This is a genomic window from Pseudoalteromonas sp. S558, assembly GCF_005886635.1.
In the GTDB taxonomy this organism is placed as follows: Bacteria; Pseudomonadota; Gammaproteobacteria; order Enterobacterales; family Alteromonadaceae; genus Pseudoalteromonas; species Pseudoalteromonas aliena.
Window position 1 is genome coordinate 1 of record NZ_PNDU01000186.1, and the last position, 14,683, is coordinate 14,683.

The 14,683-nt window shown below is 39.5% G+C and carries 17 protein-coding genes; 11 read left to right on the forward strand and 6 right to left on the reverse strand.

The window, feature by feature from the left end:
• Positions 1-303 precede the first annotated feature (303 nt).
• On the forward strand, positions 304-621 hold the full coding sequence (locus CWB66_RS13245) for a hypothetical protein (RefSeq protein ID WP_252371757.1): 318 nt from the start codon (positions 304-306) through the stop codon (positions 619-621).
• Between the two features lie 30 nt (positions 622-651).
• Here CWB66_RS13245 and CWB66_RS13250 read toward each other — a convergent pair whose 3' ends face one another.
• The gene (locus CWB66_RS13250; RefSeq protein WP_138585740.1) at positions 652-960 is read right to left on the reverse strand and encodes a hypothetical protein; all 309 of its coding nucleotides are present in this window, start codon (positions 958-960) and stop codon (positions 652-654) included.
• Positions 961-1,509: 549 nt separating this feature from the next.
• Here CWB66_RS13250 and CWB66_RS13255 point away from each other — a divergent pair.
• Both CWB66_RS13255 and CWB66_RS13260 read left to right on the forward strand, forming a co-directional pair.
• Entirely contained in the window at positions 1,510-1,917 is a 408-nt protein-coding gene (locus CWB66_RS13255) for a GFA family protein (protein ID WP_138585741.1), read from the forward strand.
• 134 nt (positions 1,918-2,051) lie between these two features.
• Entirely contained in the window at positions 2,052-2,273 is a 222-nt protein-coding gene (locus CWB66_RS13260) for a hypothetical protein (RefSeq protein ID WP_138585742.1), read from the forward strand.
• Here CWB66_RS13260 and CWB66_RS13265 read toward each other — a convergent pair.
• Entirely contained in the window at positions 2,253-3,458 is a 1,206-nt protein-coding gene (locus CWB66_RS13265) for an MFS transporter (protein WP_138585743.1), read from the reverse strand. The two genes, CWB66_RS13260 and CWB66_RS13265, sit on opposite strands and share 21 nt — an antisense overlap.
• 108 nt (positions 3,459-3,566) lie before the next feature.
• Between CWB66_RS13265 and CWB66_RS13270 the strand changes: the two genes are divergently transcribed.
• Positions 3,567-4,358: an AraC family transcriptional regulator gene (locus CWB66_RS13270; RefSeq protein ID WP_138585744.1), complete on the forward strand. Its 792-nt coding sequence runs from the start codon at positions 3,567-3,569 to the stop codon at positions 4,356-4,358.
• Between the two features lie 16 nt (positions 4,359-4,374).
• On the opposite strand, the gene CWB66_RS13275 is transcribed toward CWB66_RS13270, so the two are convergent.
• From CWB66_RS13275 to CWB66_RS13285, 3 genes are all read right to left on the reverse strand, one after another.
• The gene (locus CWB66_RS13275) at positions 4,375-6,435 is read right to left on the reverse strand and encodes a TonB-dependent receptor (RefSeq protein WP_138585745.1); all 2,061 of its coding nucleotides are present in this window, start codon (positions 6,433-6,435) and stop codon (positions 4,375-4,377) included.
• Positions 6,436-6,509: 74 nt separating this feature from the next.
• Positions 6,510-7,166, reverse strand: a complete 657-nt coding sequence (locus tag CWB66_RS13280; protein WP_077535926.1) for a YoaK family protein — start codon at positions 7,164-7,166, stop codon at positions 6,510-6,512.
• Between the two features lie 53 nt (positions 7,167-7,219).
• The gene (locus CWB66_RS13285) at positions 7,220-7,900 is read right to left on the reverse strand and encodes a substrate-binding periplasmic protein (RefSeq protein WP_138585746.1); all 681 of its coding nucleotides are present in this window, start codon (positions 7,898-7,900) and stop codon (positions 7,220-7,222) included.
• Positions 7,901-8,024: 124 nt separating this feature from the next.
• Here CWB66_RS13285 and CWB66_RS13290 point away from each other — a divergent pair, with 124 nt between their 5' ends.
• The 4 genes from CWB66_RS13290 (at position 8,025) to CWB66_RS22440 (ending at position 10,529) form a co-directional block, all read left to right on the forward strand.
• Complete coding sequence (locus tag CWB66_RS13290) at positions 8,025-8,273, forward strand: TIGR03643 family protein (protein ID WP_039485113.1); 249 nt, start codon at positions 8,025-8,027, stop codon at positions 8,271-8,273.
• Between the two features lie 113 nt (positions 8,274-8,386).
• A complete protein-coding gene (locus tag CWB66_RS13295) occupies positions 8,387-9,466 on the forward strand; it encodes an endonuclease/exonuclease/phosphatase family protein (RefSeq protein ID WP_138585747.1) in 1,080 nt (359 codons plus the stop codon).
• A 211-nt stretch (positions 9,467-9,677) separates the two neighbouring features.
• Positions 9,678-10,178 (forward strand): hypothetical protein, encoded by a 501-nt coding sequence (locus CWB66_RS22435; RefSeq protein WP_212747820.1) that lies wholly within the window; start codon positions 9,678-9,680, stop codon positions 10,176-10,178.
• 12 nt (positions 10,179-10,190) lie between these two features.
• A complete protein-coding gene (locus tag CWB66_RS22440) occupies positions 10,191-10,529 on the forward strand; it encodes a hypothetical protein (RefSeq protein WP_212747821.1) in 339 nt (112 codons plus the stop codon).
• A 266-nt stretch (positions 10,530-10,795) separates the two neighbouring features.
• Here the strand turns inward: CWB66_RS22440 and CWB66_RS13305 are convergent, their stop codons facing one another.
• A complete protein-coding gene (locus CWB66_RS13305) occupies positions 10,796-12,172 on the reverse strand; it encodes an NAD-dependent succinate-semialdehyde dehydrogenase (protein WP_138585748.1) in 1,377 nt (458 codons plus the stop codon).
• Between the two features lie 200 nt (positions 12,173-12,372).
• Between CWB66_RS13305 and CWB66_RS13310 the strand changes: the two genes are divergently transcribed.
• From CWB66_RS13310 to CWB66_RS13320, 3 genes are read left to right on the forward strand one after another with little or no spacing between them, the layout of a single operon-like run.
• Positions 12,373-13,413: an NAD(P)H-dependent flavin oxidoreductase gene (locus tag CWB66_RS13310; RefSeq protein WP_138585749.1), complete on the forward strand. Its 1,041-nt coding sequence runs from the start codon at positions 12,373-12,375 to the stop codon at positions 13,411-13,413.
• Positions 13,414-13,980: a Crp/Fnr family transcriptional regulator gene (locus CWB66_RS13315; RefSeq protein ID WP_138585750.1), complete on the forward strand. Its 567-nt coding sequence runs from the start codon at positions 13,414-13,416 to the stop codon at positions 13,978-13,980.
• Between the two features lie 49 nt (positions 13,981-14,029).
• Positions 14,030-14,524, forward strand: a complete 495-nt coding sequence (locus CWB66_RS13320) for a YgjV family protein (RefSeq protein WP_077535920.1) — start codon at positions 14,030-14,032, stop codon at positions 14,522-14,524.
• The last annotated feature ends 159 nt before the right edge of the window (positions 14,525-14,683 follow it).

Here is a 14,683-nt window from a genome sequence, read left to right on the forward strand (position 1 = left end):
ACCAGCTACGTATATTGAACCAGCCTCCCATGGCTGATGATTTGGCTCAATGTCTGCTAAGTTAGTATTTGCGGATTGCTGAGGTAGTTGAAAAATATTGGCGGCGTAAGTTTGTGAGTGAAATAATATGCCAACGATAATTATGAGCTTAATCATATCAAATTCCTTTTAATTGAAGTTCCATTACTTTTTAAATCAAGCTCAGTTTTTTGGTAATTGCAAGGTGAAGGATTGAATTTTTCAAAATTATTACAGAGTGATTAGGGCGTGATGGTGGAAGTGAGTTAAACGTGGGATTGGTAATTGGCAAGAAATAAGATTTGCACTCTGAATTTGATCACATTACTGCAAATATTTACCAAAGGGCTTTACGATGTTTATCAACAAGATGAACAGGTTATTATTAGTGATTTAAGAATAGGGTTGGAAGGCTACTACGTATTTTTATTGGTGATTGCTGAGCAAAAAAATAAGCAGCTGCTCCAAGGAGAATATCAAAAGCTCAGTAACCGATTGCCGTTAGATAAGCTCGAACTTATTTTTACTTGTATTACTGATCCAAATACTGATTTATCAACAATCGAGGCAAACTCCCGCAGCACAATAATGAATTTTAGTTAAAAGAATACGATGCGATCGTTAATGCCTGATTTATTCATCAGGCCCTTTGAGCGTAAAAACTAAATGTTTGCGCATGTCTTTTAAAATCACGCCTTTTTTTAACATTGCTCCGCTTAGGCGCTTTTGCCACTTTAATAACTCAGGCTCTGCCGCAGCTAACACTTGCTCACTCTCAAATTGAAAGCACATTAGCAAAGAGCCTGGAAATAAGTGGTATTGAACGTCAAACCAACATTGCAGCATACCAGGAAGTTCAGTACGACCTTGTTCTTCTAGTTTATCGGCAATATTAAGCACAAGAGTTTGCTGTTTTATTTGCACTGCAGAGAGTTTTTTCATGTTTAATCCAAGTTAGCGGCTAAAAAATGCAGCCGGAATGCGGGCATTATACGCAAGCTTATAGGCAGGCAACAACTCTCAGCCAAGTATTGAATAGAATTTATTATACGTATGCCTTGCTGGTACGCTTTAGAATGCAGGTTCACTCTTTTAAATAAGCAACGAAGATAAGTTTTTTGTGCTAATTAACCATTTTTGAGAGGTGATTCAATACTATATATTGACTCTCTCCGATTGCAAGACAATTTGAATCGTTTAAAGTAGGCACTAAGGCGCTTAGTTTGTTGGCTATTGACTATTTAAACACGCAAAAAAATAGTTTAAACGACCACGTTACGCTATTAGCTTAACGTGGTATTGCTGTTTTATTTAAAACATTGCATCATATTTTTAGCACTTGCTCAATTTTAAAAAAGCACACAGTATTAAAAAACTAACCGAGTATACAAATGAACCGGCGAGCAGTTTTTCTGTAAGATTAAAAATAATGAATCGATATTGCCGGTCTTATATCTCGATTCAATCTTCATAAGCATTAGGATTTAAATAATGGAAATTACTGGAAGCTGTTACTGTGGTGAAATTAAATACCAAGCAAAGTCTCAAAATAATAATGTACTTGTTTGCCATTGTAGCGATTGCCAACGTATGTCGAGTGGCCCATTTAGAGCTGTTATAATTGCAGAGCCAAACTCAGTAGTATTTACCCAAGGTGAGCCGAAAGAGTTTGTTAAAACAGCACAAAGTGGTAATAAACGTGCGCAAGGTTTTTGCGGCAACTGCGGTACAACACTTTATGCTACAAACGCAGCAAAACAAGATCGAGTGTATGGCCTGCGCATTGGGGCAGTTGACCAACGTGATGAGTTTAAACCGTCTGCACAAATTTGGTCTCAATCAACGCTAAGTTGGTTGAACGATTTACACAAAATACCAGCTTTTGAAACTACGTCATAAAAATAAATCTTGTAGAAAGTCAGTTTTTCTGAAATTTTATTAGTTAAACAGCTGTCTATTTTAGTAGTTAATCTGAACTCTGGTTAAGGGATTTATTGTCCAGAGTTCAGGTTAGTTACAACAGAGGAAATATTATGTGTAGTTCACCAAAAAGCAGCCGTGCAGTAAATAAAACAGCAATAAATTTTAATAATGAATTAACGCAAGAGCAGCGGCTACGGTTTGCTGCAAAAGCTAACTTAGCGCAAGAGCGCCGTGAGCAGAGCCAAGCGACTAACAAACGCTATGAGCAAAAGCACCTTAGCAATAAGTCGTCACATGGTTTATTTTCGTGGCTACAGCAACTTGTTAGCTGATTTGGCTAAAGTGGTATTTTTACCACTGCCTAAACCACATAATGCACACAGTACTCCGGCAATAGCACACAGCCATAATGGCGCACTCCAACTGCCTGTTGTAGTGTGTAATGCACCAGCTAGCATAGGACCAATAGCCGCGAGCAAATAACCTACGCTTTGCGACATACCTGAAAGCGACGCTGCTTGTTGCGAATCATCGGTTCGTAAACTAATAAACGACAGCCCCAATATAAAACATGCCCCAGAGCAAAAGCCCAGCATTAGGGTCCAAACAAAGGCAAAGTTAGGCATGTAAAGTAGCCCCAATGCACTGAGTGCACTGAGCATAGCTAAAATAAAGCTAAGCGCGCTTTGATCTTTTAATTTGGCAAGTAGCGGAATTAATATAAAACCTGGCAATGCGGTCGCAATTTGAAAAGCCCCATGATAAGCACCCGCTTGCGTGGCACTTTGGCCAGCTTCGGTTAATATGCTAGGTAACCACGTAATAATTATATAATTTAAAAATGAGTTTAAACCCAGTAACAAGGTGATTTTCCAAGCAAGTAAATTGCGCCATACATTTATTGAAGAGTTTGATGGCTGCGTAACACTTGCAGGTTTTGTGTGTTTGTTTAATTGCGACATCCATACTATTAAACTCGCCAAAGTAATAATGCCTGATGAGCCTAGCGCAAGCTGCCATCCTAATCCGTTTAATTGACTTAGCGGAAACACTAAAGTAGAAAAACCACCCGATACAGCGCCCATAGTCAGCACGTAAGCGGAGGTCATTAATGCAACTTTTGCAGGGAAGTCACGCTTAATTAGGCTTGGTAATAACACGTTTGCTATGGCAATCCCTACACCAATAATAGCGGTACCCACAAATAGCATTGCTGAGGTATTTATTAGCCGGGCTGCAACGCCTGTAAGTATAAATAACAAGGCCGCAAACAAAGTACGCTCTAATCCTTGTTTTTTAGCAAGGCTTGCTGCCATTGGCGATACAACTGCAAAGGCAATTAAAGGCAGTGTTGTTAAAAAGCCCGCTTGCGATGCACTAAGTCCAAAGTGATTAATGATTTGCTCGAGCACAGGTGCAATACCTGTAAATGTCGCGCGTAAATTAGCGGCAATAAGCAATATGCCAAGCACGAGTAATATGCCAGTAAGGCGTGATTTTGTGATGTTATTTAACAAAAGAGAAGGCCATTGAAGTTGAGATACTTAAAGGTCGCTAGTATAAAGACTTCGTAATAACTATAATTTAGATATTATGACATTAAATAATTAAAAACAGACAAAACTATGTTTGAACCCATTGGTTGGGACGAAATTAAAAATTTTGAAACTATGGCGCAGCCCATAATAGCCAAAATAGAGCACGCCCATGCAAGTCACGAAATACCATTGCACACGCATCCTAAAGGGCAATTAATTTTAGCGCTGCATGGTTATGTAACTTGTGAAGTGTCAGCCAAAATGTGGATGGTGCCTACGCACAGTACAATTTGGATCCCTGCACAAAAGGTGCATAGCAATAGGGCGTCTGATAACGCGCAGCTTTGTCACTTATTTATTGATAGTAGTAAAAACGGTATGCCGCTAAATACCTGTACGTTAGCCATTACGCCGCTGGTTAAAGAGCTAATGTGCGAGTTGGCTGCGCATAATCAGCACTATGCTTTAAATAGTAAAACAGCACGTTTAGCGCAGGTATTATTTGATCAACTTATTGAAATGCCCGTACAGCCACTGGATTTTGTATTATCTAAAAATGAGGTAATTCAAACTATGAGCGATCAGCTCATAAACAAGCCAAACAATCGAAAAACACTACCACAATGGGCTAAGCAGTTTGCATTAACTGAGCGCACATTAGCGCGGTTAATTAAAAAAGAAACCGGTATGACATTTGGAAAGTGGCGTACGCAATTGCATATAATTACAGCCTTAAAAGCGCTTTCAGATAAGCAAAGTGTGCAGCAGGTGTCGGAGTTATTAGGGTATGAGTCGGTGAGTGCATTTATTACTATGTTTAAAAAGGTAATGAAAAAATCGCCCATGAAATACATGAGCGACTTAAATCAGTTAAATTAACTTTATAGCTAAAAGCTTACCAAGTATAGGTCGCTGATAACATCGCGTTACGTGGTTTGCCTGGAAAGTACCTGTCGCCTGTAAAGCTCGTATAATCGGCGCGCTCTGCATAAGCCTCATCAGTTAAGTTAATTACGCGAGCAAGCACTTCAAGGTTATTAGTAACTTGCCACTGTGCGCGCAGGCTTAAAATATCATGCCCTTGGTATTTATTTATGTTTTCTGGATCGGTGTAATAGTTACCAACGCGATGCCACTGCAAAGCAAATTGCGTATTACTGAGTGCTTGCCATGTTAAATCAAGATTAGCAATATTACGCGGCGCGGTGTCTATGTCGTTGCCGTTTATGTTCAAACCATTGAGTACTTGGTTGTTAGTATAAGTATGCTTTGCGTAAGTACCAGCAAAGTTAAGCGCAAGCGTTTTTGTGAGCTGGTAGTCAAGTTCAAGCTCAATGCCACGATGGCGAGAGCTGCCATTGTTTACCGTAAAAAAGTCGCTATCGCGGTAAATTGTGTTGTGTTTACTCATAGCGTAAACCGACACGCCATAACGTAGTTTTTCGTAAACCCCTTTCATACCCAGCTCTGCGTTATTCGCTATTTCGGCATTTAAATTTGCTGTTGTTTGCTTGCGTTGTAATTGGTATAACTCAGCGGCTTGTGGCGCTCGGTAACCGCGCGAAAAGTTTGCATAAAGCGTGTTATTTGTATTGTACTGATAGCTAACCCCAAGCTTTGGCGATAAATTACTAAAGCTATTCTTAGCACTCGCTGGGCGGCTGTATCGGCAGCCACCAAATCCGCATTCACTGCCATCGTCTTTTGTTCTACCTGCTAGCATATTATTGGTGTAGTCGTACCGCATATGCTCGTAGCGCAAACCCGCTGTTACTAACCACTTATTTAATTGCCAATCAACCGATACAAAAGGCGCATAAAGCGTTGCGTTTACATCGTAATCGTAATGCTTACCTTGTGGCACTGTAGCAACTAAAAATGCAGAGCCTTGAGTGAGCTCATTTTGGCTTTGAGTAAAGTCGGCTTGCGTGTATTCGCCATCAAGCCCTATGTTTACTTTTATATTGCTTTGTAAATTATGTTGATAAAGCGATTGAACGCCAAAGCCGGTTTGGCTGTTTTTTTCAAGCGGTGTGCCGGGCAAAAAGTGCTTAAAAAAGTCCATACTTTGCTCGCGAAAATATAACGTAGTAGAGAGCACATCATCGTTGTTTAATTGCCATGTTGCATTGCTCCACGCTCTAAATGCGCGTGCTTTTCTAAATGCGTTTGGATCAAAGTTTTTTTGCGCGAGGTCTTCGTTTTTATAGCTTTCAAAACCGGTAATAAATCCAGCAGTTTGCTGATCTAGGTTTGTGTAAGTAAGCCCAGAGGTCAGTAATAAATTATTATTTGAATAGCGATGGCGAATATTTACTTTTTGTTGCTCTACGCTTTCGTCGTCGCGGTAACCGCTATCGTCGGTAACACTTACGTTAATGCCTATGCCGCTATTGCCGTAATCTTGCCCTGCGCGTAATTTGTAGCGAGTATAGCCGTACGAGCCATAATCTAAACCAACTAAACCGCCGCCTTGAGTAGTGTCGGGTGTTATAACATTAATAACACCATGCACAGCGTTTGAGCCATAAAGTGCAGAGCCTGGGCCTTTTAATACTTCAATGCGCTGCGCCATTTCGCTGTGCGCTTCAAATAGCTCGTTTATATTGCAAAATCCAGCGGCTCTCAGTGGTATACCATCCTCTAGGGTTAATATGCCACCACATGCGCCAGCGCCCGAAAGTACTTGTGAACGTAGTGCGGGTAAATACTCTTGACCATTTCCGCGTTGAATATTTGCACCCGCTACACGTTGCAAGGCTTCTTCAATATGGGTAGGTGCTATGCTATTTAACTGCGCTTCACTGAGTGTACTTATTGATAATGGGAGTGGGGTAGAAAGCGCTTCAATACGTGATGCAGTGGTTGTTATGGTTTCTATTGCATCATTATTTTGATTATCGGCAAATGCAGTGTAGCTAAAGGGTAATAACAGTGGCAAAAAATAAGGTTTCATACATTCCTTGAGGACAAAATATAGTGCATTGGCTTTATACTATGTGGTTTTGATATGTATTTAAAGTTGTTACGTTAAAACGCACGTAGCCTATAGATTTTATATGTAACTGAGAGCAGTAAGCATGCCGCTGCTGGAAATAACAACGCAAGCATTAAAAAGTAATTAAATAAAATATAACCTACAATCCCACCGAGTAAAAAGCCGCTAATAATGAGTAAAAAGATAACACATTTGCGGGTATCAAATTGCTCTCCTTTTAATGCTCTGCCAATCATTAAACCAAGATCTGTAAAAATACCGGTTAAATGTGTGGTGCGTATAACCGCACCACTGTAATTAGTGGCTAATGCATTTTGTAGCCCGCACGCAGCAGAGGCTAAAACAATACCGTAAGTGAATGTATTTTCAAGTAAGTAAGCGCTAATTAGTAACAACAGCGCTTCAATAAAAAGTAAGGTGTCGTAATGGCGGCCTAATTTTAATGAACCACCTGAGAGTAAAAATCCAGAAAGTGCCGACCCCAGCATAAAGCTAATTATTACACACAGCAGTAATAGTGCTGTTACTTTACTCGTTATTGCTTTAATACCTAGCAAAGTAACAGAGCCCGATACGTGCGAAATAGCTTGATGTTCAAAACCTAATAACCCCACAGCGTTCACAATGCCCGCTATAAATGCAAGCGTAAACGCGCCATATTCAACCCATTTTGGTAATTTTGTAAACATTAGTTATGCCGTAGTGAGGAAATTTTTTAATCGAGTTAATTGCTTTTATACACTTAATTTTTAAAGCGCTTTATTTGCTCATCAACTAACTTTGTATCAATTATGCCACGTTTAAAGGCAATATAAACAGGGAGCGAAAATTCATTAAGTTGGTGAGCATAAATATTTTTGTATTCTTTTGAATACCATAATCCCGCTTGGTAGTTAGTAATAACGTATTCAACACGTTTTTTTTCAAGTAGTTCAAAGTTTGCTTTGGTTGAGAGTGACTGGATTAAACGGTTACCCTTTATATTGTATTGCGAAGCAATAGTACTGGGTAGAGGAACGCCGCGAAGCATAGCGACGGTGGAGTTTGATAAATCATTAGTGAGCAGTTTGTCGTTATTTAAAGCAAATAAGCCAAATTGAGTAATATGCAGTGGTTCATTAGTAAAATCTAAGTATTTTGCGCGCTCTTTGTTATTAGCCAGCGAAAAATAGCAATCGTAGTAACCTAATCTCATCTCTTTTTTAACACGTGCCCAAGGCAAGTGAACAATCTCAATGTGCAGGTTTAAATTACGCTCAATAAAGGTTAAGTATTCAATGTCTAGACCAGTAAATGTATCGCTATTTTCATCGTAGATTGTAAAAGGTGGGTAATGAGTTGTTACGCAGCGTAATTTTTTTTGAGGCGCAGCAGATAGTAACGAAGAAAAAATTGAAACCATAAAAAACAATATTGTGCGCATAAATGCTAATCCGATATTTTTTGTGAGTATATACCTGGCTGTTTAGTATACAGCCGAATTGAAATATTTGTATTGATCTAAGTATTTTTACTAAGCGTATAAATAAAATTTTGTGGGATAGACCATGTTTAACGCAGAGCAACAATCACGCATTATAGAAATGGCGTGGGAAGACAGAACTCCTTTTGAAGCAATAGAGCAATTGTATGGATTAAAATACTCACAATTAGTTGTTTTTATGCGAGAACATATATCAAAAGGCAGCTTTAAGGTTTGGCGAAAGCGTCATGCTGGTCGTAAAACAAAACATTTAAAACTTCGCGATCCTGCTATCATGCGCAGTCACTGTAAAACACAATATAAACAACGTTGATTTGCTCTAATCCAAAGGGTTACAATTTCATTCGTTGTTCATGATCGTTTGTTAAGTTGGGGTACTAAATCCCTGCTGTTTCAATCTTGAAGTTAACCCATAAGGACATTTAAATGCTCATTGCGCTGGCTATTATCATCGCTTTTCTTCTACTAGTTACTTTGTTACCTATGTCTTACAGCCAGCATTACTTAGTGCGTAGCTGCGATTTTGTGCGCTTGCAAGTGTTTTATATTGCCAGTTTAGTTACTGTTACCTCACTATTTTTATTATGGCAAAGCAGCGCAATAGGTTATGTATTTATAGCCTTAACCTCATTACTTATAATGATTTTACAAGGTAAATGGATTTACCCGTATACGTGGCTTGCTAAAAAAGAAGTGCAAAGTGCGCCTAAGCACATCGACCACAGCATAAGAATTATGTCGGCAAATGTACTTATGTCGAACCATAAAAGTGAGCAGTTAATTAGCCTTGTTGATGAGCATCAACCCGACCTACTTATTACGCTCGAAAGTGACAGCTGGTGGGAAAACAAATTATCAGTCATTAAAAAAAATTACCCGTATTACATAGAATGCCCTAAAGACAACCGCTACGGCATGCACTTATACAGCAAATTTAAAATACTCGATGCACAAATATGCGAGCTAATAGAAAAAGATATTCCCTCAATTCATATTTTGTTTGAAAACGACGAGGGCCTGCAAATGCAAGGGCATTTTATTCACCCCGCACCACCGAGCCCTACAGAGGAAGACTCATCGCGCCCGCGCGACTCGGAGCTAATAATGGTCGCTAAAGCACTTAAAAATCCTACACGACCTGCCATAGTTGCCGGTGATTTAAACGATGTAGCTTGGTCGCGCAGCACCCGGTTGTTTATGCAAATAAGTGGCTTGTTAGACCCTCGAAAAGGCCGTGGTTTTTATAACACCTTTCATGCAAGCTACTTTTTTATGCGTTGGCCGCTCGATCATTTATTTCATAGCTCTGGATTTAAAGTTAAAAGTATTAAACGCCTCGCTAAATACGGCTCAGATCACTTTGCGCTACTTACTGAGCTTTCTTACGAAAACGCTGATCAGCAGTCATTAGAAACTAAATCAGCGCAGCACAAGCAAGAAGAAATTCAAGAGCTTGCTATGAATAAGGCAGACAAGCGAAAAGTACCGAGGTTTGAGAATAAGTGATAGCCTTCAGTCATACTAATCAAAGCTTAGAGCTTGATTATATTTAAGCACTAATCTTCAGTTTCATCACAAATATTTAAACTCGAAGTATTGAAGAATAATTAACTTATTTCGGCAGGTAATTGAATTAAAAGTGAAAGAAGACATAAGTTATCAGGTTTGTTAGATTGTAATGTATAGATATTTGGCTGTTGATTCATTAAGGAACCTCATGGACGATAGTACACTAGATAGAATTGCTGAATTTATTTGTGGTAATGGAGAAAACCATCCTGAATATCGTTCTAGCTCAAAGATCACAAGCTTTTTTGAGCGCTCTGGATTACCTCAATTTGTCCATGATGGCTCAACTCGACAGCGGTGGGTACATGAAAAGCTTAAAGAATGTAATCGTGAACAATTAGCTGCTGTTCTCAAGCGTCTTTCATCACCAAAAGAATATAAAGGTGATAGAGATAAAATTAAAAGTGCATTAGTCATGCTGAATGAAATCCTCTATCTAGAGGGTTTCAAGATTAAATTAGAAGGTCTTGAACCTAAGTTTGAAAAATTTGATATTAACTTTTCAGATGAAAATGTAAAAACTTCTTCACTTTTTCCAATGCCTGCACCTGATTTTATGGCGTTAGGTCTTGAGTCAGAAGTAGGAAAGATACTTGTAGAGCGTTGGGAAGAAGCCCAGCGTTGCGTCGATTCTAAAGCCCACCTTTAAGCAATAATAATCATGGGTAGTATGCTTGAAGGATTATTATTAGGAGTTCTTCAAAGAAACCCCGGTAAAGCAAATCAGTGCACTACTGCGCCTAAAGATTCAAAGTCAGGAAAAGTAAAAAATTTCGCACATTGGAAGCTAGCTGAAATGATTGATGTGGCACATAACGTAGGTTGGTTAGGTATGGATGTTAGACAGTTTTCTCATGCACTTAGAGGTTTTCGTAATCTAATACATCCTTATGAGCAAATGGCTAGTAAAATGTATCCTGATGCCGATACATGTAATATTTCTTGGTTAGTTGTTCAGGCCGCAGTAAATGATTTAGCGAGAGCATTGGAAAACGACTAAACACTTAGTTTATATAAGTATTTACAATTAAATATAAAATTAGACCACGATATTTATTCCCCATTAAAGGCTATGTTTGCAGTCTTTGACTCCTCATATTAAAAGCGCGATGTAAAATCGCACCTACGAATATGGTTTAAACTCGGCGTTTCCTTTATTGAAAGCTATCCTCTAAAAGCTACAAATAAAAAAGCCTAAAAGCGGTTATCCACTTTTAGGCTTAGTAATTTTTTATTTTAAACACTTATTTCATTTATGCAGCTAAATTAGCTGGCGATCATAATGCTTTTAACATTTACGAATTCGCGCATACCAAAGCCGCCGTGTTCTCGGCCATAGCCACTGCCTTTAACACCACCAAACGGTAAGTTAGGCTGTGCTAAGCCATAACCATTGATATTGATCATGCCGGTGTCGAAGTGCTTTTTAGCAAGCTCAATGGCTTTATTTTCATCTTTTGAGAAAATACCACCGCCTAAGCCATAGCGAGAGTCGTTGGCGATACGCATTGCATCGTCGTTGTCTTTGGCTTTAATAAGCGAAGCGACAGGGCCAAATAATTCGTCGTCGTAAGCAGGCATACCTGGCGATAAATTATCAAGTAGCGTTGGTGGGTAGTAGTAACCCGTTTGCGATGGTATTTCACCACCTGTTACTATATTTGCACCTGCTTTAACTGATTCCATTACTTGGTCGTGAATACCATCGCGTAAATCTTCACGAGCCATTGGGCCTAGGTCTGTGTCGCCTGCCATTGGGTCGCCCATTTTCATGGCTTCAAATTGCTCTTTTATTTGCGCTTTAAAGTCATCGTAAAGTGACTCAACAACAACATAACGTTTAGCAGAAACACACGTTTCGCCGTTATTAATCATGCGACCTGTTACACAGGTTTTAACTGCAAGCTCTAAATCAGCGTCATCAAGTACTAAGTACGCATCGTTGCTGCCCAGCTCTAACACTGTTTTTTTAGCGTGTTTACCCGCTTCTTCAGCTACTTTTTTACCTGTGGCATCACTACCCGTAAAGGTTACGCCGCTAATTGCTTTGTGCGCAATGAGTGAACTGGCGGTTTTACCGTCGATGAGTAAGTTGCTGAAACAGTACTCTGGGAAACCTGCTTGTTTAAATAGCGCTTCAATTTTTTCAGCCATGCCAAATACATTACCGGCATGTTTTAGTACTGTAGTGTTACCCGCCATGATGTTAGCGGCACTGTAACGAATTACCTGGTAAAGCGGGAAGTTCCACGGCTGAATACCCAGCAGAACGCCCGTTGGTTGGTAACTAATAATTGCACGACCACCGTCCATATCGCGCTCTTCATCGGCGAGTACTTGTGGGCCATTTTCAGCAGTATAACGACAAATTCCTGCACATAGCTCAACTTCTTGAAAGCCTTGCTCGTATACTTTACCCATTTCTTCGGTCATGAGTTTTGCGATCGCTTCTTTTTGTTCTTCAAAAAGTGATGCTAAGTTATTTAAATATTTTGCACGTTCAGTGAATGACGTTAAACGCCATTTTAAATATGTTTCGTGAGATTTTTCTATTACCTGCTCCGCTTCTTTTTGAGAAAGTAGCGTATAGGTTTCAATGGTTTTCTCAGTTGCCGGATTAATCGTTTTAACTGTGTTACTCATTTCTATCTCCTTACTAATTATGTATGGGGAGTAATGCAAAACGAACGCCAGCTGTCTAAATATATAAAAATGAATTTAACTTGTTGTTATTTATTGCTTTTTAGTTTTTATTTATAAAGGTGCTTATTTTTTATGTAATGTATTTATGGTATGTTTTGTAAATAGTGCAAGTTGCAGAAAAAGTTACATAGGGAATAAAAATGATACGAACACTTTTTGATATTTCCACTGCGCTAATACAGGCGCCAATGGCTGGTGTGCAAGATGCAGTATTAGCAGCCAGTGTCTGTGAGGCTGGTGGATTGGGCTCTTTGCCGTGCGCAATGCTCTCTAAAATACAACTTATAGAGCAGCTTGAGTTACTTAGTCGTTCAACCTGTAAGCCTTATAATCTTAACTTTTTTTGCCATTCAGCCTTGCAATACACCAAGCTGCAAAAACAACAATGGCATTTAACATTGGCCCCTTATTTTAATGAATACGCCATTGCCGAAAGTAGCTTAGCGGACGAAGCTTCTCGACAGCCTATAAATCAAAGTATTATCGATATTATTGCGCCTTATAAACCGGCTGTGGTGAGTTTTCATTTTGGTTTACCTGCGCCGTTTTTGCTTGAACAAATTAAAAGCTGGGGGGCAAGCGTTATTTCTACTGCAACAACCATTGAAGAGGCAAAATGGCTTGTCGATAATGGTGCTGATGCTGTTATAGCTCAGGGTTTAGAGGCGGGTGGGCACCGAGGCCATTTTTTATCTATGGATTTAAGTTTGCATAAAAGTACCGCTGAGCTAGTGCAAGAATGTGTTGCTCAATTGGTTGTGCCTGTTATTGCTGCTGGTGGTATTGCAACTGAGGATGATGTAGCGCATATGCAAGCGCTGGGAGCCGCGGGCGTGCAAGTAGGCAGTGCTTATTTATTATGTAACGAGGCAAATACGTCAGCGATTCATCGCAATGCTATTTTATCCCAGCAGAAAGACAATACAGCGCTCACTACATTATTTTCAGGGCGTGCAGCCCGAGGTATTTGTAATCGTGCAATGAAAGAGCTTGGTTCAATGCCTTTACATGTGCCGCCATTTCCTTATGCGAGTATTGCAATAACGGCATTGAGAAGCAGAGCTGAAGCATTGGGTGATAGTGGCTTTTCGCCGTTGTGGTGTGGTCAAAAATACATCCCAAGGGAGCACATGAGCGCAGCTCAAATAACACAAACATTAATGCAAAAGTGGTTGGTTTAAATGAATCATCGGCACACTATTGAGCTTGGTGATAGCTATGCAGTACTTGCACGAGATTTAAAGTTAAAGCTTGGCGAACAATACCCCATTAAGCAATTTTCTCGCGATACTGTTTTGTTGCAACAAGGGCAAAAACAGCGCTTTGGCTATTTGATTATAGATGGGGTATTAGGCGCTTTACATTCAACGGCTGATGGCAGTCAAAAATGTAAGGAGTTTTATTTTAAAGATGAATTTGCTTTGTTGTTTGCTAACTGGCTTGCAGATACAGATGCTTTTTATCAATTAAAAGTAATAAAAGCAGCAACAGTTATCGTTGTTCCATTGAGTCTTTTTGAGCAAAGCAAGTGGCAAGATATTAAGGTGAAGCTTATTACTCAACAGCTAATTTTTAAAGAAGCCAAAGAAGCTTTTTTATTACTTAATAGTCCCGAGCAACGTTACCGCTACTTACTTTTGCAAAAACCGCATTGGTTAGCACAATTGAGCCTAATAGAAGTCGCAATGTATATTGGTATCTCGGCAATTTCTTTATCACGAATTCGTAAGCGGCTTAACTTAAGTTAAGGGCAAATAAAATAAAGCCAGTTAGACTGCTGTTTTTTCAGGAGTCATTATGTTCTTACTTGCTCAGTGCTTGGTTACTATTGCTACTTTGCTAGATTTAGCATCTTTTCAGTTTAAGTCGCGTACATTTATTTTAGGCTGCTTATTTAGCTCTGTTTTACTGACCTCAGCACATTTTTTTATACTTGGCCATGCCAGTGCAGGAAGCTTAATGCTAATAGCCGCACTGCGTTATCTGTATTGTGTATTTGCACGAAAAACATGGGTGATGCTCGTTTTTATGTTGCTTAGTTGTTTGGCCGTATATTTTACTTGGCATAACTGGTTGAGTGGCTTGGCATTGGCAGCAACACTTATTCAAACATTTGCATCGTTTCAAAAACAAGATTTGTACTTACGCTTGCTTATGGTGTTAGGTACATCTTTTTGGATAAGTCATAACGTGTTTGCTGGGTCACCCGTTGCAGTACTGATGGAGTGTTTATTTTTGGCAAGTAATATGCTCGGGTTATATCGCTTTTATACCCCTAAAAAATCGGTTTAGAGGTATACACAAGGTTGATGAGGCGCTAGGGCGTGTTGACCTTTCGTGATTGATTTTGCAGCAGACTGTTTGGTATTTAGGCAAGGCAGAGCCTGTGATGTGTGGTTGTTCCCCATAAATAGGCGATAACGCAGCATATATACCAAAAATGAGCTGCCC